Here is an 18496-nt window from a genome sequence, read left to right on the forward strand (position 1 = left end):
GTCCAGCCAGGAGGTGTGACGCGATGACCTGGCCCGCAACCGCCCGCTACCGCCTGGACCCCGCACCCGGTGGGCTGGCCCTCGTCCAGGACCTGCTCAACACCGTCGCCGCGGGCGCCCCGCGCAGGCCGGACCTCCTCGCCACCCCGGAGGACGCGCAGGGCTGGGCGGACCAGGCGATCGCTGAGTGGTCGGCGGTCACGGGGCAGCCCGTTCCCCCTGTGGCGCTGGACGCCGACGGTCTCGACGGGCTCCGCGCCTTCCGGGACGACCTGCACGAACTGACCGCCACGGCGCAGGGCACCGCAGCCGGAGCGGCCACCGCCGTCGCACCCGTGCTGCACAGCGCCAGCGCCGCGCTCCAGATCGGGGAGGACGGACTCGTCCGCCTGGAGCCGCGCGGCAGCGGTTGGCGCCAGCTGGTCTCGCTGATCCTCACCGCCGCCTTCCAGGCGCAGCAGGCCGACACCCGTCGCCGTCTCAAGACCTGCCGCAACCCCCGCTGCCGGGTGGCCTTCTACGACCGTTCGCGCAACAACAGCGGCGTCTGGCACGACGTCAGGATCTGCGGCAACGCCGCCAACCTGCGCGCCTACCGTGCCCGCCGGAAGGCCGAGAACGCCTGACGGCCGTGCGGGCGCGCTCAGTCCGTCTGATGCGCGTCCCGCGCCGCGTCCACGAAGCGCTCCAGCGCGGCCCAGAAGGGGCTGTAGGCGGCGTCGAACGCACCGCGGCGGTCGGTGTCACCGTCCAGTTCGGCCTTGACGGCCACGTAGAAGGGGCCGGTCGCCTTCTGGAGGGCGAGCGCCGCGGCCGCGGCCGACGGCGGGCCCTCCAGCTCGACGACGCGTGCGCAGCGGCGGATCTTCGCGTACTCGGCGACCTCCCGGTCGTGCAGCTCGCCGAGCGTGGCCGTACGGGCATCGGAGCCGGGCAGCCGCAGCGCCGCGGAGATCTCCCAGTACAACTCGCCCATCCGATGGGTCTGTTCGATCAGATCCAGATAGGCGGTGCGCCGGCTCTCCCGCAGTCGCTCGGCGCGCTGCGAGCGCGCGGCGATCTCGGCCTGGATCCTCGCGGCCTGCGTGCTGCCGCGGCTGGTGACCCAACTGGCGAGCACGGCCGTGCCACCGGTCACCGCCGCGATCGCCAGAGTCCACCATGTGCTGTCACCCACGTGGCGCCACAATACCCAGCCGCTGTGCCGCGCCCGACGCCGAGCCGCTTGCGTGCACGGGGCGCCGAGCCGGGGCGGTCCGACCGTGCGCCCCACGGTCCCCGCTACGACGGGAATTCGCCCGGCGGCACCGTGCTCGTGCTCGCATTGCCGCCGTTCACCTTGTTCAGGGTGAACGTCAGCACGGTGTACTGCGTCCCACCGGCGACCCGGACGGTCCGGAAGTTCGCCTTGTCGTCGAACTTCTCGAAGCTGCACTCGCGGGTGAAGGAGCTCTTGGCGCCGTTCCAGTCCTCGCCGGTCGTGAAGTACACCGTGTACGCGCCGCTGTCGACGCTGCGTATGGTCGTGTTCGAGCCGTCGCGCACATACACCGAGAACGCCGGCCGCCGGCCGCGGGTCAGCGTCACCACCGCATCCGTGCCGGTGCCGTTGTTGACCGTCAGCCGCCCCAGCCCGCCCCGGCTGCCGTCGCGGACGAAGGCGCCGTTGGCGAGCCTGCGGTGCTGCGCCCGCTCCGTGCGCGGCAGCCGCAGCGCGGCGTCATAGCCGAGCGTACGAAGCGTGCGACCGGCCGCTTCGACGCTCTTCGGGCTCTGGGCCGCTCCGAGTTCGACCCGCGGTGAGGTGGCGCAGCGGCCGCCCTCGCCGCGGGCGCTCCTGAGGTCCTGCCCCAACGCCCGCAGGGCCGTGGCGAGTTGACCGTTGCCCGTCCCGGCGTTGTCCGGTGTGCGGGTGGTCTGCAGCGCGTCCGCGGCGGCGTCGGCCTTGGTGGCGGCGGCGCCCAGCGCCTTGTCCAGCGAGCCGCCCTCGTGCGCCCGGTCCACCGCGCGCAGCGCGGCGTCGAGCGGCGCGAGGGCGTTGGCCAGAGCCTTGCGATAGGTGTCGGGGGCGACGGAGGGCGTCGGGGGCGGCATCGACGACGTTGCGGTGGCCGGCGAGCTGCCGGGGCCGCCCGCCCTGTCCGCGCCGCGGCCTTCCGACGCACAGGCCGCCAGCGCGCAGCAGAGCGCGAGGGCCGTGGCGCCGGGGCCGGCGGTCCGGCGCGCCCACCGCCGCCATGGCCTTCGCGGTGCGCTCGCGGTGCGTGCCCCGCCCTCGTACGTCGATGTCCTGTCCCCGTACGTCGACGTCTCGTCCCCGTGCGTCGACGTCCCGCCCGTCGGGCGCACAGACGTGTATCCCGGCATGAGCCCCCCGATTCCCCCGATACCTCAGGTACTCCCGCTACCTTCGGATTCCCCCGACTTCCGGCAATCGCCGGAACAACCAGACTTCTCCGCCTACAACATGACTGTCAAGGCCGTCGGTTGGGGCTGTGGACAACGCACGGCCGCCCGGAAACTCCGCCTCCGGACCACTGCCGGTGGCCCCCCGCGCGTCGGTGGCGTCCCTGCCAGGGCGGCGCTGAGCGATCTTCTCCCCGGGGGAGCGGGTCGAACCCCCTTGGCCGGGCCATGGGCGTGCCGCTCGTCCGTGCTCCCGCGCGCTTCCTGGCCGCCGCCTCTCACCCGGAACTAAAATCGGGGCATGGCTGCAGGGGAGTGCCCCGACTCGCTCGCCGACGTCCTGGCCGACGGCCCGGCCGGTGTCCGGCGGCCGATCCGGTGCCGGTTGCGGCCCGGCCCCCTGCTGCGCGAGGAACTGGCGGGCACATGACCACCGACGACGGGCGCAGTCCGGGACCGGCCGCCGCAGCGGCGCCCGCCACCCCCACTCCCGACGCCGTGACCTGCCGCGCCCTGCACTACGCCTTCGGCGAGACCCGGGCCGTGGACGGGGTGGACCTCTCCGTACGCGCCGGCGAGGTCTTCGGCCTGCTCGGACCGAACGGCGCGGGCAAGACCACCACCATCCGCTGTATCACCACGCTCCTGCCCGTCCCGGCCGGCATGGTGCGGGTCTTCGGTCACGACGCGGCGAGGGAGCGGATGGCGGTCCGCCGGCTGCTGGGCTACGTACCGCAGCAGCTCTCCGCCGACGCCGGACTGACCGGCCGCGAGAACGTCGCCCTGTTCGCCCGCGTCTTCGACGTCCCCCGCCGCGAACGTGCCGCACGCGTCACCCAGGCGCTCGCGGCGGTCGGCCTCACCGACGCCGCCGGCCGGCTCGCCAAGACGTACTCCGGCGGCATGATCCGCCGCCTCGAACTGGCCCAGGCGCTGGTCAGCGCGCCGCGTCTGCTGATGCTCGACGAGCCGACGGTCGGCCTCGACCCGGTCGCCCGCACCAGCGTCTGGGAGCACATCAACGCGGTACGCGCGGCCACCGGCATGACCGTGCTGGTGACCACGCACTACATGGACGAGGCCGAGCAGTACTGCGACCGCGTGGCCCTGATGCACCACGGCCGCATCCGCGCCCTCGGCACACCGGACGCCCTCAAGTCCGCCCTGCGCGCCCGCCGCCGCACGGACCGCGCCGCGCACACCTCCACCGCACCCGGCCCTTCCACCGCATCGCGCTCATCGGACGCCGCGCCGACGCTGGAGGACGTCTTCCGGGACGTCGCCGGCAGCGGCCTCGACGAGCAGTCAGGAGACTTCCGCGATGTCCGAAGCACCCGCCGCACGGCCAACCGGGTCGGCTGACACCGCCACCGGCGCCGACGGGCTGGATCTGCTGCTGGTCCCGCCGCGCTCCCGCACCGGCTGGCGGGTGCTGCCCGCCCGAGTCGTCGCCATGTGCGTGGTCGAGGTGCAGAAGCTGCGCCACGACCGCACCGAGCTGTACACCCGCGCCGTCCAGCCGGCCCTGTGGCTGCTGGTCTTCGGCGAGACCTTCACCCGCATCAACGCCATCCCCACCGGCGGCACCCCGTACATCGACTATCTGGCGCCCGGCATCATCGCCCAGTCGGCCATGTTCATCGCGATCTTCTACGGCATCATGATCATCTGGGAGCGGGACGCCGGTATCCTCACCAAGCTGCTGGTCACGCCCACCCCACGAGCCGCCCTGATCGCCGGCAAGGCCTTCGCCGCCGGGGTGAAGGCGCTGATCCAGGCCGTGGTGGTGATCGTCATCGCGGCGCTGCTCGGCGTGGCCATGACCGGGAACCCGCTGCGGCTGATCGGTGTGGCCGTCGCCGTGGTCCTCGGTTCGGCCTTCTTCTCCTGCCTGTCCATGACGATCGCCGGGATCGTGCTCACCCGCGACCGTCTGATGGGCATCGGCCAGGCCATCACCATGCCGCTCTTCTTCGCCTCCAACGCCCTCTATCCGGTGGCGGTCATGCCCGGCTGGCTTCAGACCGTCAGCAAGGTCAACCCCCTGAGCTACCAGATCGACGCGCTGCGCGGCCTCCTGCTCGGCACCCACGCCCACTTTGCCCTGGACTACGCCGTCCTCGTGGTGGCCGCGGCCCTCGGTATCGCCGCCGCGTCCTCCCTCCTGGGGCGCCTGGCCCGCTGACCGCGTCGGCCCGCCCCGACCGCGCGCACCGGGTGGTCTGCGCGCCCCTCCGCTTCCATGGAAGCGCCCCGAACTTGCTTACGATGCCTGGGAGTTGCCGGTTTCGGCGGCCCGGAGAACTCATGTCCTCACAGGTCACACGGCATGTCTTCGTCGCCAAGGCCCCCGTAGGAGTCACCGGTCGAGGAATCCGGCCTCAAAGCTTGGGCACAAGTTGCACACATCCCCTCTACATACTGGGCCCCGATGGTCTAGATTGACCGTGCTTCGGCCGGTCGGTCACGTGGCGACCAAAATGATCTATAGGTCCGGCGCTACGGGCAGTGGGCCGTCGCGTCCCCGACGTCAGACGTGGGGGTGGTCAATTCAAGGGGTCCGCGAGGGGGTCTCGGGTGCGGGGAGCACCCGAGGTTTCGACGGTCCCCGTGTACCTCGAAGCTCCGGCAGGGCAGGCAAGTCCGCTGCCACCAGGGCGGGTTGTTCACATGGCGCGGCAACGGTCGGGATGTCATGCGCGGGAGGCGGGGCCTCCCAAGGGGAGGAACAGCGCGGCGCGGGGGGCGGGGGCCTCCCGAGGGGTGGAACAGTGCGGGGGGCGGGGGCCTCCCGGGGGGAGGAACCGTGTGGGGCGAACACGTCGAGCCCGCTGGCGACCTGGGGGGGTCCGTGCAGCAGGGGGAATTGGTCAGCCCGTTTCCATCGGCGCGCGGGTGCCTGGAGAACGGGCCGATCGGCCAGCCCGCGATCGACTGGGAGCAGCGCTACCGCCGTACCGTGATCACCAGCGATACGGTGGCCACCGCCTTCGTGGTGGCGGCGATCGGCGGCTTCTTCGGGGTCCGGGACGCGGCCAACTGGCATGAGAAGTGGAGAATTCTCGCCTTCGGCACCGAGCTGCTGGTGCTGGCGGCGCTCGCGGTGAGCCGGTCGTGGGCGCCGGCCGTGCTCGGCCAGGGCGCCGAGGAATTCCGCCGGCTCGGGCGCTCACTGTTCACGGCGGCCGTCGTACTGGCGCTCGGCGGGATCGCCCTCACCTCGCGCAACATCAAGCTCTGGATCTTCGTCGCGATCCCGGCGATCGCGCTCATCACCATGACCGAGCGGTATCTGCTGCGGCTCTGGCTGCACAAACAGCGCAAGGAAGGACGGTGCCTGCGCCCGGTGCTCGCTGCCGGGAGCCTGGCCACCGTGCGCGACCTGATCACCCGGACCCGCAAGTTCCCGCACCTCGGCTGGCGGGTGGAGGCGGTGTGCACGCCGGACGGTCTCGGGCTCGACGGGGACCGACTGGACGGAGTGCCGGTCGTGGGCCGACTGGTGGACGTCGCGAGCCACGTCCACCGCGACGGCTACCGGGTCGTCGCGGTCACACCGGACCCGCACTGGTCACCGGACCGGCTGCAGCGGCTGGCCTGGAACCTCGAAGGCAGCGATGCCGAGATGGTCGTGGCCCCCGTGCTGATGGAGGTGGCCGGTCCGCGGCTGCACGTCGACGCGGTGCTCGGGATACCGCTGCTGCGGGTCAGCATGCCGATCTTCACCGGGGGCCGCCGGGCGGTCAAAGAGGTCGTCGACCGGATGGGCGCGGCGGTCCTGCTGATGCTGTTCGCGCCGCTGATGGTGTGCGTCGGGCTGCTCGTGCTGATGGACAGCCGGGGTGGGGCGTTCTACTGCCAGCGCAGGGTCGGCAAGGACGGCCGCGAGTTCACCATCGTCAAGTTCCGCACCATGGTCGCCGGGGCTGACGGGGCACGCGCCGAACTGGCCGAGCGCAACGAGGGCGCCGGCCTGCTGTTCAAGCTCCGCCGGGATCCGCGGGTGACCCGGGTGGGAGCGGTGCTGCGCCGGTACTCGATCGACGAGCTCCCGCAGCTCTTCAACGTGCTCACCGGCTCGATGTCGCTGGTCGGTCCGCGGCCCCCGCTGCCGGAGGAGTCCGCCGCGTACGGCCCGGACATCCGGCGGCGGCTGCTCGTCAAGCCCGGGCTCACCGGCCTGTGGCAGATCAGCGGACGCAGCGACCTGCCGTGGGAGGAGGCGGTCCGCCTCGACCTGCGGTACGTGGAGGACTGGTCGCTCGCCCTGGACACAGTGATCTTGTGGAAGACGCTGCGTGCGGTGCTCCAGGGACAGGGGGCCTACTGATGCGCGGGGATCGTCGATCGGTCGGCACAGGAACCGCAGGCCGAAAGGGCCTGCCTGGGGGGAGGAGCGGGTCATGAGGATCAGCGTCTTAGGGCTCGGCTACGTGGGCTGTGTGTCGGCCGCGTGCCTGGCCAGCCTGGGGCACGAGGTCATCGGGGTGGATGTGAACCAGGTGAAGGTCGACCTGGTCAACGACGGCAGGGCCCCGGTGGTCGAGGAGCGGATCGGCGAGCTCGTCGCCGAGGTCGTGCGGACCGGAGCGTTGCGCGCCACCGGCGACGTCCGCGAGGCGGTCATGGGCAGCGAGGTGTCGCTGGTCTGCGTGGGCACACCCTCGGAGCCCAACGGCAGCCTGTGCACCACGTACCTGGAGCGGGTCACCGAGCAGATCGGCGCCGCGGTGGCCGAGCGGGGTGGGCGACAGACCGTCGTGTTCCGCAGCACCATGCTCCCGGGCACCTGCCTGAACCTGCTGGTGCCGATCCTGGAGAAGTACGCCGGCGGCACGGCCGGGGTGGACTTCGGGGTCGCGGTCAACCCGGAGTTCCTGCGCGAGGGCACGAGCGTGCGGGACTTCTTCGACCCGCCAAAGACCGTCATCGGCGAGCTCGATCCGGCGAGCGGCGACGTGGTGGCGGCGCTGTACGACGGCCTGCCCGGCGAGGTGTTCCGGGTGCCGGTCCCGACGGCCGAGGCGATCAAGTACGCGGACAACGCGTTCCACGGCCTCAAGATCGGCTTCGCGAACGAGCTGGGCGCGGTGTGCCAGGCGCTCGGGGTGGACTCGCACCAGGTGATCGACGTGTTCCTGGCCGACCGCAAGCTGAACATCAGCCCCGCCTATCTGCGGCCCGGCTTCGCCTTCGGCGGCTCCTGCCTGCCCAAGGACCTGCGCAGCCTGGTCTACGCGGCCAAGCGGGCGGACGTCTCGGTGCCCATCCTGTCCCATGTGCTGCCCTCCAACTCCGACCATCTGCAGCGCGCGGTGGAGCTGGTCGAGCGCACCGGCAGGCGTCGGGTCGGCCTGTTCGGGCTCTCCTTCAAACCCGGCACCGACGACCTCCGCGAGAGCCCCCTCGTCGAGCTGGCGGAGCGGCTCTTCGGCAAGGGCTACGACCTGCGGATCCACGACGCCAATGTGAGCCTCTCCCGGCTGATGGGCGCGAACCGCGAGTACATCGAGACCCGGCTGCCGCACCTCGCGCAGCTGCTCGCGGAGTCCGTCGACGAGGTGCTCGAGCATGCCGAGGTGTGCCTGGTCGGGACCAGGGATCCGGCCGTCCTGTCGGCGCTGCCGCACGGCGACGGCCCGATGATCGTCGACCTCATCCACCTCCCCGACGCCGACGCGCGCCGGGCCGAACCCGGGTACGTGGGCCTTGCTTGGTGACACATCGTTCGGTGACACGGTCAGCGGCGACGGGCCGGCCCGTCGCGCGCTGATCCTGGTGGAGAACCTGTCGGTGCCGTTCGACCGGCGGGTGTGGCAGGAGTGCACGACGCTGCGCGACGCGGGCTGGGAGGTGCACGTCATCTGTCCCCGCGGAGAGAAGCGGGACACGGAGCCGGAGGCGGTGATCGACGGGGTGCGGATCCACCGCTACCCGTTGCGCGCGGCGACCGGCGGGCCGGCCGGCTATCTGCGGGAGTACGGATCGGCGTTGTGGCACACGGTCCGGCTGGCCCGCAAGGTCGGCCCGGTCGACGTCGTCCACGCCTGCAACCCGCCCGACCTGCTGTTCCTGCCGGCACTGTGGCTGAAGCGGCGCGGTGCGCGGTTCGTCTTCGACCAGCACGACCTGGTGCCCGAGCTGTACCTCTCCCGGTTCGACCGCGGCAAGGACCTGCTCTACCGCGCCGTGTGCGCGCTGGAACGGCGGACCTATCGGGCCGCGGACATCGTGCTCGCCACGAACGAGAGCTACCGGGACGTCGCGATGCGCCGCGGCGGCCGGCGGCCGGAGGACGTCTTCGTGGTGCGCAGCGCGCCCGACATCGACCGGTTCCACCCGGTGCCGCCCGAGCCGGAGTTGAAGCGCGGCAAGCCTCATCTGCTGTGCTACCTCGGCGTCATGGGCCCGCAGGACGGCGTCGACTACGCCTTGCGGGCCCTGGCGAAGCTGCGCGACGAGCTCGGGCGGACCGACTGGCATGCGGTGTTCGTCGGCGCCGGCGACGCCTTCGACGCGATGGTGGAGCTGTCCCGGCGGCTCGGGCTCAGTGAGCAGGTGCAGTTCACCGGGCGCGTTCCGGACGCCGACCTGGTGCGCTACCTGTCCACCGCGGACGTGTGCCTCTCTCCCGACCCGCGCAATCCGCTCAACGACGTGTCGACCATGAACAAGGTCCTGGAGTACATGGTGATGGGCCGGCCGATCGTCTCGTTCGACCTCCGGGAGGCGAAAGTCTCCGCCGGTGACGCCGCCCTCTACGCGCCCGCCAACGACGAGGCCGAATTCGCCGGGCTCATCGCGCGGTTGCTGGACGATCCGGAACAGCGGGCCCGCATGGGCAAGGTCGGCCAGGAGCGGATCGGCGGGCAGCTTTCCTGGCGGAACTCGCAAGCGTCGCTGCTCGCCGCCTACGCCGCCGCCTGCCGTGACCGCGCTCCCGTGTCGCAGGGCGCCCCGGTCCGGGCACGAAGGAGGCAGCGGCGTTGAGCGAGGATGCGATACGCCTGGTCACGATCGGGCGGATCTTCCGTCGGCGCTGGCGGCTGCTCGCCGTCGTCGCCGTGGTGGGCGCGCTCGTCGGCTACGGCGCCTCCGTGCTGTTCCCGCCGCGATACACGACGTCGACGTCGGTACTGCTGGCGGGGCAGTGGGAGGAGCGCGAGCTGCTGACCCAGGCGGAGATCGCGGCCAGTTCGGCGGTGGTCGACCGCGCGGCCGCCGCGCTCGGCCGCACCGGCAGCGAGCTGCGGGATCTGGTGGGTGCCAAGGCCGCCGACGGGAACATCATCAAGATCTCGGGCACGGCCGACACCCCGGAGGGCGCGCAGCGGCTCTCCGACCAGGTGGCCCAGCAGTTCGTCACCTTCGCCGCGCGGATCGCGGGCGACGACACCGACCCCGACGCGGCGGCGGAGCCCGAGGCGCTGCGGCAGAAGGTGGTGCAGACCAACCGCCGCATCACCGACCTGGCCAATGCGGCCGATCCGGGGCGGACCGTGGAGAGCGTGCAGGCCCGCACCGAGCTGGAGAAGCTGCGCACCACCCTGCAGGCGGCCATGAAGAAGCTGGACGAGGCCGACCCGGCGACCAGCAAGGCCAACCTGGTCGTCATGGGGCCGGCGGCCCGGCCGACCGGCGAGGCACCGCCGACGAGGAGGCAACTCATCGCCGCCGGGGCGCTGTTGTTCCTCCTGCTCGCGGTCGTCGGCCATCTCGCCGCCGCACGGATGAGCCGCCGGCTGCGCACCGAACCGGAGATCGCCGCGGCGCTGGGCTCGACGCTGCTGGGGACCGTCGACGTGCCGGGAGAACCGCCCGCGCACCGGCCCGAAGGACGTGGCCCGCGGGCCTGGATCCGCCGGCTGCTGGGCGTCGACACCCGGTGGGACCTGCCGACCCCGCGGACGTCCGGCGACGAGGCCAGCCGGCGGATCCGCTACCGGCGGGTGTGCGCCCGCCTCCGGGAGAGGCTGCCGGCCCCCCGGCGGCTGCTGGTCGTCGTACCGGACGGCGACGACATCGCCCGCCGGGCCGCCGGGCAGCTCGTCGCCGAGGCCGAGAACGATCCTTCCGCAAGCTCTTCGAACAGGGGACACCCCATGCTGCGAGTGGTGGGGGTCTCGGTCTCCCAGCCGATGGTGCCGGACCGCGACGTCGAGTCCGGTGCCCTGGTCGTGCTCAGCGCCGGCAGCTGGACCGCAGGGGAGCTCGCCGGCATCGCCGAGGCGTGTGCGGACGGCGGGCACGAGGTCGTCGGCATCGTCGTCGCCGGCACGGTCCGGGCCCGTCCGACGCGGTCTGCCGGCGGCCCTGTGCAGGACGCCCCTCTGGCGCTCGCGGTCCGAGGCCACGCGACGGGAGGTTCGGTGTGACGACGAGCACGACTTCGGAGTCGTCGGCCGCCGCCCCGCTGCTGGACCTGCAGGGGCTGGTGGTGGCGGTGCGCCGGCGCCGCCGCCTGTGGTGCTCCGTGGCGCTGCTGGGGCTGCTGGTCGGCGCGGCGATGGCGGTCGTACTGCTGCCGCCGCCGACCGCGGCGACCAAGGTGCTGGTCGCGCACCAGGAGGACCAGCCCAACGACACCGGAACGCTGATCCGCACCGACGTCGAGCTGCTGGGGACCACGCGGATCGCCGAGCGGGCCCTGCGGATCCTCAAGTCACCGGAAAAACCGGAAGACTTCATGCGGGAATACCAGGGGACCGGCTTGACCAACAACCTGCTGCAGATCGAGGTGACAGGCGACAGCGAGGCGGAGGCGGTGGCCCGGGCCGGGGCGCTGGCCGAGGCGTTCGTCGCGGACCATGTGAAGCGGATGCGGGAAGCCGCGAAAGCCGAGGCCAAGGCCCTGCTCGACCAGCGTGACCGCATGCGGAACGAACTCGCCGAGGTCAACAAGGCGATAGGTGACCGATCGCCGGGCAACGACCCGAAGGCGTCGGCGAGCATCGAGTCGCTCTTCGCCCGCCGGGCCGAACTCAACGCGCGGATCACCGATTTCGCCCAGCGCGCCGAGGACGCGCGCGTCGGCACGCCCCAGCTCGTCGCCGGCACGCAGATCGTGGACGCCCCGCGCCCGGTGCGGCACTCCCTGCCCAAGGCGGCTGTCACCAACGCCGGGATCGGCCTCCTCCTCGGGCTCGCCCTCGGGCTCGCGGTGGCCGCGGTCGGCGCGGTGGTGGCGGACCGCCCCGTGCTGCGCCGGGAGATCGCGGCGAACCTGGGCGCCTCGGTCATCGCGGAGCTGCGCCGCCTGCCCCGCCGACCGATGTGGCCGTGGCGGCTCCGACGGACCCGGGCGGCACGCGAACGGCTCACCACGACCCTGGCCCGCACCGTGCGCGGCTCCACGGAACCGGTGTCGCTGCTGGAACTGGGCTGTGCGCGCAGCACGAGCGTGATCGCCCTGAACGTCGCCAGGGCACTGGCGGCGGAGGGTCCCGTGGTCGTCGTCGACGGTCTGCCCGGCCCGCAGCTCGCCCACAGCCGCCAGAAGCCGGGAGACCCGGCCGTGGTCAGCGGCGAGCGTGCCGCGGCCGTACCGCAGGAGGTGCGCCGGCTCGGCGTCGGCTCGGTCGCGCCCGGCACGGCGTGGACCGACCTGCGGTACCTCGGCAGCCGGACCGTGCTCGTCGTACGCGCCGGGCACGGCAGCGCCACATGGCTGCACACCGTGGCGCGGCAGCTCGCGGACCAGCGCATCGCGGTGGTCGGCGTGGTGCTGATCGACCCCGATCCGCGGGACCGGACCGACGGCACGCTGTGGGACGGGCTGCACATCGCGCTGCGCGGCCACAGCGAGCACCTCACCCGGCAGAACGGTGGGGGTACCTCCCACGCCGTTCAGGCAGTGGGGGAGGGCCAGCTCAGGACGGAGCGGCCGACCTGGGCCGTACGCGTCCCGGACACCGACCAGGAGGCGCGGTAAGACGTGTGTGGCATCGCAGGCACCTACCGGTGGCCGGACGGGAAGGTCGTGACCGACCGGCTCACCGACACCCTCGCCCACCGCGGTCCGGACGGGGCGGGCCGGTACGGCCACCCCGCCGGTGACGGCGAAGTGCACCTCGGGCACCGGAGGCTGGCCATCATCGACCTGTCCGGGACCGGCGCCCAGCCGATGGTCTCGGGCGGCCTCGCCCTGACGTACAACGGCGAGCTGTACAACGCGCCCGAGCTGCGTGCCGAACTGGCGGCCGCCGGGGTGCGCTTCCGCGGCACCTCCGACACCGAGGTGCTGCTGGAGGCCTGGCGGCGCTGGGGCACGGACTGCCTGCCCCGGCTGCGCGGCATGTTCGCGTTCGGGATCTTCGACGAGCGGACCGGTGAACTGGTCCTGGCCCGCGACCAGTTGGGCGTCAAGCCGCTGTTCCTGCTCCGGCGCGGCGAGGGCCTGGTGTTCGCCTCCGAGCTCAAGGCGCTCGCCGCCGCCACCGGCGGGACGCTGGAGGTGGACCATGCGGCGCTGGTGGCCTCGCTGCTGTACTACTGGGTGCCGGACTCGCGGTGCGCGTACCGCGAAGCGGAGAAGCTGCCGCCCGGGAGCTGGCTGCGGTGCCGGCCCGACGGCCGGGTGGAGCGCGGCAGTTACTGGAACCTCAAGGACGTCGCCGCCGAGGGCCGGGAGCGGGCCCGCGGCGGCGAGCGGCCGGACCTGGCCGCCATCGTCGAGGAGTCGACCCGGCGGCACCTGCTCTCCGACGTACCCGTGGCGACCTTCCTCTCCGGCGGGCTGGACTCCAGCTACCTGACCGCGCTCGCGGCCCGCCACCAGCCCGGTATCTCCGCGTACACGATCGGATTCCGCGCCGAGGACGCGAAGTTCGAGGCGATGCCGGACGACCTGCGCTACGCCCGGCAGGTGGCCGAGCGGTTCGGCGTCGACCTGCGGGAGATCGAGATCGCCCCGAACGTGCTCGACCTGCTGCCGCAGATGACGTACCACCTGGACGAGCCGATCGGCGACCCCGCCGCGATCAACACGTATCTGATCTGCTCGGCCGCCCGGGAGGCCGGGGTGAAGGTGATGCTCTCGGGGATGGGCGCCGACGAGCTGTTCGCCGGGTACCGCAAGCACCTGGCCAACCTGCTCGCGCTGCGCTACCAGCGCGTCCCGCGGCCCCTGCGGCGCGGGGTGTCCGCGGCCGTGGACCGGCTGCCGGTCGCCACGGCCCGCCGGGGGTACCGGTCGGTGCGCTTCGCCAAGCGGTTCCTCTCCTTCGCCGAGCTGCCGGAGGAGACCGCGTTCCGCCGCAGCTACACCATGTACGACCAGGACGAGCTGCTCGCCCTGGTCGATCCGGACCTGGCCGGGACGGTCGAGGACGTGCTGACCGAGCACGCCGACGTCTACCAGGACAACGACCTCGACGACTTCGTCAACCGCATGTGCCTGGGAGACGCCCGGATGTTCCTGCCGGGCCTGAACCTCACGTACACGGACCGCTCCAGCATGGCCGCGTCGACCGAGGTGCGGGTGCCGTACGTGGACGTCGAGGTGGTGAAGGCGGCGTTCGCCGTGCCCGGTGACCGCAAGATCGTCGGACGGCAGGGCAAGGCCGTCCTCAAGGAGGCGGCCACCTCGATCCTGCCCCGGGAGATCGTGTACCGGCCCAAGGGCCTGTTCAGCGCCCCACTGCGGGCCTGGATGAGCCGGGATCTGGCACCGCTGGTGCGCGAGGTGGTCAACGACGGCGTGCTCGTGGGCTCCGGGCTCCTGCGCCGCGACGCGCTGGTGCGCATGGTCGCCGAGGACGCCGCCGGGCAGCGGGACTTCTCCAAGCATCTGTGGCATGTGCTGACCCTCGAGTACTGGTATCGCGGCGCGACCTCCGGGTCCGGCCAGAACGCTCACGTGACGGCGTAGAAACAAGGGGACTTCGGGTGAAACAGGTTGTGCAGAACTACAAGAGCGGCGAGCTGGCGGTGCTCGACGTACCGGCGCCGGGGTGCAAGGCGGGCGGTGTGCTGGTCCGCAGCGCCTACTCGCTGATCTCCACCGGGACCGAGCTGATGAAGGTGTCCGAGGCCGGCATGTCGATGCTGGGCAAGGCCCGCTCCCGGCCGGACCAGGTGGCCAAGGTCATGCAGAGCGTGGCCACCAACGGGCTGCCCGCCACCTACCGCAAGGTGATGGGCAAGCTGGACTCCTACACGCCGCTGGGCTACTCGCTGTGCGGGGTGGTCGAGCAGGTCGGCTCCGGCATCGACGACGTGAAGGTCGGCGACCTCGTGGCCTGCGCCGGCAACGAGCACGCGCTGCACGCCGAGCTGAACTGGGTGCCGAAGAACCTCTACGCCCCCGTCCCCGACGGCCTCGCGCCGCGGCACGCGGCCTTCGGCACCGTCGGGTCGATCGCGATGCAGGGCGTCCGCCGCGGCGAGCCGCAACTCGGCGACGTGGCGCTGGTCATCGGCCTCGGGCTGATCGGGCAGCTGGTGGTGCAGCTCCTCGCCGCCTCGGGGGTCCGCGTCGTCGGGGCCGACCCCGACCCGACGCGCTGCGAACTGGCGGAGCGCCTGGGCGCCGCGGCCTGCGGCGATCCGGCGTCCACGGCCGTGGAGGCCGCCGTCGCCGAACTCACCGGCGGTCACGGCGTGGACCAGGTGTACCTGGCCGCGGGCGGCGGCAGCAACCAGCCCGTCGAGCTGGCCGCCCGGCTCTGCCGGGACCGCGGCCGGGTCGTCGACATCGGCAAGTGCCGCCTGGACCTGCCGTGGAACGCGTACTACGAGAAGGAGCTCGACGTCCGGTTCTCCCGCAGTTACGGCCCCGGGCGCTACGACCCGGAGTACGAGCTCGAAGGGCGGGACTACCCGATCGGCTACGTGCGCTGGACCGAGCGCCGCAACCTGGCGTGCTTCCTCGACCTCGCCGCCCGCGGCCGCGTCGACGTGGAGCCCCTGGTGTCCCACATCGCCGACTTCGACGACGCCGTCGAGACCTACCGGCGCTTGAAGGACGGCGAGTTGAAGGCAGTGGCCGTACTGTTCCGCTACCCCGCACACGCGGAGGCGGGGGAAGCGCAGGCCCCGGCGGTGGCCGTGCCCGCGGTGAAGCGACCCAGTGCTGCGGCGCCCACCCCGGCCCGGGCCGCCAAGACGCCGGTGCGCCTCGCCTTCGTCGGCGCGGGGAACTACGCGACGTCGATGCTGCTGCCGCACCTGGCCCGGCGCGACGGCGTCGAGTTGTCGACCGTCGTCACCACGACGGCGCTGTCCGCGGCCAACGCGCAGCGGAAGTTCGGCTTCGCCGAGGCGACCACCGACCTCGACGCCGTGCTCGGCGACGAGTCCGTCGACGCGGTGTTCGTCGTCACCCGGCACAGCTCGCACGCCGACCTGACCCGCAAGGCGCTGCTCGCCGGCAAGGCGGTGTTCGTGGAGAAGCCCCTGGCCCTCACCGAGGACGAGCTGGCCGGTGTGCTCGCCGCGGTGGAGGAGTCCGGCAACGACCGGCTGCAGGTGGGCTTCAACCGCCGGTTCGCGCCGCTGCTGCAGGAGGCCAGGAAGCGGTTCGGCGCCCGGACCGGTCCGGCGAGCCTGCGCTACCTGGTCAACGCGGGCCGGTTGCAGCACGGTAGCTGGTACCTCCAACAGGGCACCGAGGGCTCGCGGTTCGCCGGCGAGGGCGGGCACTTCATCGACACGGCGAGCTGGCTGCTCGATGCCGACCCGGTCTCGGTGTACGCGGTCGCCACGGCCGGCAACGAGGACCTGCAGATCGTCCTGCGTTACCCGGACGGGTCCACCGCCACCCTCAGCTACGTCACCACCGGCGCGCCCGGCTTCCCCAAGGAGACGCTGGACCTGGTCGCGGACGGCAAGGTGCTGCGCCTCGACGACTTCGTCCGCGCCTCGGTGTACAGCCACAAGCGGTGGGTCAGTTCGCGGCTGCCCAAGGCCCGGGACAAGGGCCAGAACGCCGAACTGGCCGCGTTCATCAAGGCCGTACGGACCGGCGGGCCGATGCCGGTGCCGCTTTCGTCCCTGGTCGCCACCACGGCAGCCACCCTCGCCGTGCAGGCCGGCCTGGCCGGCGGCGCGCCGGTGACGTTGGCGAGGACGCGATGACCATGAACGCGGGCTGGTACCTGCGGCGGCTGTCCCGGATGGGACCGCGGGAGGTCGCGGGCCGGGCGGGCGACGCGGTGCGCAGACGGCGGTGGCGGTCGGCGCTGCCGGACTGCCCGAGGGTGACCGGCGCACGGTTCACCGCGGCACTGCCGGCCGGAACGGTCGACGCGGTGCCACCGGACGCCGCGAAGCGTCTCCTCGCCGAGGCCGACCGCCTGATGGCCGGGCACGCCGAGTACTTCGGGGTGGTCCGCGACGACCTGGTCGACCCGGACTGGTGGTACGACCCGAAGACCGGGCGCCGGGCCCCGTGGGGCTACGCCTTCGACGTGCCGTACCGCAGCGAGGACGCGGTGGGGGACATCAAGCAGATCTGGGAGCCGTCCCGGCATCAGTACCTCACCCAGCTCGCCGCCGCCTACGCGATCACCGGGGACGAGCGGTACGCCGAGCGCGTGGCCGAGCACCTGCGGTTGTGGTGGGCGGCCAACGCGCCGCTGCGCGGAGTGCACTGGATCAGCGGCATCGAGCTGGGGATCCGGCTGTTGTCCTGGGTGTGGATCCGTCGGCTGCTCGACGACTGGCCGGGCGCGGCCGGGCTGTTCGAGGGCAACCCGGTGGCGCGGAACCAGATCTGGCACCACCAGCGCTGGCTCGCCGCCTTCCCCAGCCGGGGGTCCTCGGCGAACAACCACGTCATCGCCGAGGCCGCCGGGCAGTTCGCCGCGGCCTGCGCGTTCGACTGGTTCCCCTCCTCGGCGCGCTGGCGGGCCGACGCGCTGCGGTCGCTGGAGCGGCATCTGCGCGGCAACACCTTCGGCTCCGGCCTCAACCGCGAGCTGGCCACCGAGTACCACGGACTGGTGCTGGAGCTCGGCCTGGCCGCGGTGGCCGAGGCGGACACCGCCGGTGTGCCGGTACCCGCGTCGGTCCGGCTGGTGCTGCTGCGGATGACCGACGCGCTCGCGGCCGTCGTGGACGGCCACCTGCGGCCGCCGCGCCAGGGGGACGCGGACGACGGGCACGGTCTGGTCGTGGACGGCGCGGGCACCGACCGCTGGGCCTCGCTGCTGGCCACCGGGGACGCCGTGTTCGGCCGGCTCGACTGGTGGCCCGCGACGGGTGGCACCGATGTGCGCACCCCGCTCCTCGCCGCGCTCATCCGGCCGTACGCGAAGGACACCACCGCACCGGCCGTGACCCGACCGGCGAGCCGACCGGCCCATTTCGCCGACGCGGGGATGACCATCCTGCGTGGTCCGGAAGGGACGGGGGAGATCTGGTGCCGCTGCGACGGCGGTCCGCACGGCTTCCTGTCCATCGCCGCGCACGCCCACGCGGACGCGCTGTCCGTGGAGGTCCGGCACGACGGGGTCGACGTGCTCGCCGACCCGGGGACGTACTGCTACCACGGTCAGCCCGAGTGGCGGCAGTACTTCCGGTCGACGCTCGGCCACAACACCCTGCAACTGGACGGCGTCGACCAGTCCGTCTCCGGCGGCCCGTTCCTGTGGACCCGGCATGCCCGCAGCCGCGTCCTGGTCGCGGAGACGTCCGGCGAGGGGACGGCCCGCTGGTGTGCCGAGCACGACGGCTACCAGGGCTCCGTGCACCGCCGCCGGGTGGAGCTGACCGCCGCGAGCCGGGAGCTGCGGGTCGTCGACGAGGTGCGCGGCCCGCGCCGGGCCGTGCGCCTGGCGTTCCACCTCGGCCCGGCGATCGCCGCGGAGCTGGTGGGGAACCGGGCGGCGCTCACCTGGACCCGGGACGGCGAGGACCGCTCCGCGGTGCTCGACCTGCCCGGGGAGCTGTCCTGGCGGGCGCATCGCGGCGAGAGCGACCCTTCCCCAAGCTCTTCGAGCAGGGGATACCCCATCCTGGGCTGGTACTCCGCCGGCTTCGGGCGCAAGGAACCCACCACCACGCTGGTCGGCACCGCCCTCCTCGGACAGCACAGCGCCGACGGCGCGCAGGGGTTCACCACCGTACTCAGGTTCCGCGGCTAGGGAGG

General features: G+C 72.7%; 14 protein-coding genes. 12 read left to right on the top strand and 2 right to left on the bottom strand.

Annotation, left to right across the window (positions count from 1 at the left end; translation table 11 throughout):
- Positions 1-23: 23 nt before the first annotated feature.
- The gene (locus ACFWZH_RS17845; protein ID WP_384431315.1) at positions 24-626 is read left to right on the top strand and encodes a CGNR zinc finger domain-containing protein; all 603 of its coding nucleotides are present in this window, start codon (positions 24-26) and stop codon (positions 624-626) included.
- 17 nt (positions 627-643) lie between these two features.
- Here ACFWZH_RS17845 and ACFWZH_RS17850 read toward each other — a convergent pair whose 3' ends face one another.
- Entirely contained in the window at positions 644-1177 is a 534-nt protein-coding gene (locus tag ACFWZH_RS17850; RefSeq protein WP_384431318.1) for a hypothetical protein, read from the bottom strand.
- A gap of 104 nt (positions 1178-1281) precedes the next feature.
- Entirely contained in the window at positions 1282-2094 is an 813-nt protein-coding gene (locus tag ACFWZH_RS17855; protein WP_384431321.1) for a hypothetical protein, read from the bottom strand.
- A 613-nt stretch (positions 2095-2707) separates the two neighbouring features.
- Between ACFWZH_RS17855 and ACFWZH_RS17860 the strand changes: the two genes are divergently transcribed.
- The 11 genes from ACFWZH_RS17860 (at position 2708) to ACFWZH_RS17910 (ending at position 18491) form a co-directional block, all read left to right on the top strand.
- Entirely contained in the window at positions 2708-2836 is a 129-nt protein-coding gene (locus tag ACFWZH_RS17860) for a hypothetical protein (RefSeq protein WP_384431324.1), read from the top strand.
- Complete coding sequence (locus ACFWZH_RS17865) at positions 2833-3768, top strand: ABC transporter ATP-binding protein (protein ID WP_384431327.1); 936 nt, start codon at positions 2833-2835, stop codon at positions 3766-3768. Before ACFWZH_RS17860 ends, ACFWZH_RS17865 begins: the two co-directional genes overlap by 4 nt.
- The gene (locus ACFWZH_RS17870) at positions 3728-4591 is read left to right on the top strand and encodes an ABC transporter permease (RefSeq protein ID WP_384431330.1); all 864 of its coding nucleotides are present in this window, start codon (positions 3728-3730) and stop codon (positions 4589-4591) included. The genes ACFWZH_RS17865 and ACFWZH_RS17870 overlap by 41 nt, the downstream gene beginning before the upstream one ends.
- A gap of 666 nt (positions 4592-5257) precedes the next feature.
- A complete protein-coding gene (locus ACFWZH_RS17875; RefSeq protein ID WP_384431333.1) occupies positions 5258-6736 on the top strand; it encodes a sugar transferase in 1479 nt (492 codons plus the stop codon).
- Between the two features lie 73 nt (positions 6737-6809).
- A complete protein-coding gene (locus ACFWZH_RS17880; protein WP_384431336.1) occupies positions 6810-8126 on the top strand; it encodes a nucleotide sugar dehydrogenase in 1317 nt (438 codons plus the stop codon).
- A complete protein-coding gene (locus ACFWZH_RS17885; RefSeq protein WP_384431339.1) occupies positions 8116-9396 on the top strand; it encodes a glycosyltransferase family 4 protein in 1281 nt (426 codons plus the stop codon). The genes ACFWZH_RS17880 and ACFWZH_RS17885 overlap by 11 nt, the downstream gene beginning before the upstream one ends.
- Positions 9393-10781, top strand: coding sequence for a Wzz/FepE/Etk N-terminal domain-containing protein (locus ACFWZH_RS17890; protein ID WP_384431342.1), 1389 nt, complete (start codon positions 9393-9395; stop codon positions 10779-10781). Before ACFWZH_RS17885 ends, ACFWZH_RS17890 begins: the two co-directional genes overlap by 4 nt.
- Positions 10778-12337, top strand: coding sequence for a Wzz/FepE/Etk N-terminal domain-containing protein (locus ACFWZH_RS17895; protein WP_384431345.1), 1560 nt, complete (start codon positions 10778-10780; stop codon positions 12335-12337). Before ACFWZH_RS17890 ends, ACFWZH_RS17895 begins: the two co-directional genes overlap by 4 nt.
- 3 nt (positions 12338-12340) lie before the next feature.
- Positions 12341-14275, top strand: a complete 1935-nt coding sequence (asnB, locus tag ACFWZH_RS17900) for an asparagine synthase (glutamine-hydrolyzing) (protein ID WP_384431348.1) — start codon at positions 12341-12343, stop codon at positions 14273-14275.
- Positions 14276-14292: 17 nt separating this feature from the next.
- Positions 14293-16482: a bi-domain-containing oxidoreductase gene (locus ACFWZH_RS17905; protein ID WP_384431351.1), complete on the top strand. Its 2190-nt coding sequence runs from the start codon at positions 14293-14295 to the stop codon at positions 16480-16482.
- On the top strand, positions 16479-18491 hold the full coding sequence (locus tag ACFWZH_RS17910) for an alginate lyase family protein (RefSeq protein WP_384431354.1): 2013 nt from the start codon (positions 16479-16481) through the stop codon (positions 18489-18491). The genes ACFWZH_RS17905 and ACFWZH_RS17910 overlap by 4 nt, the downstream gene beginning before the upstream one ends.
- Positions 18492-18496 lie beyond the last annotated feature (5 nt).

It is taken from the genome of Streptomyces sp. NPDC059008 (assembly GCF_042749045.1).
Lineage (GTDB): Bacteria > Actinomycetota > Actinomycetes > Streptomycetales > Streptomycetaceae > Streptomyces.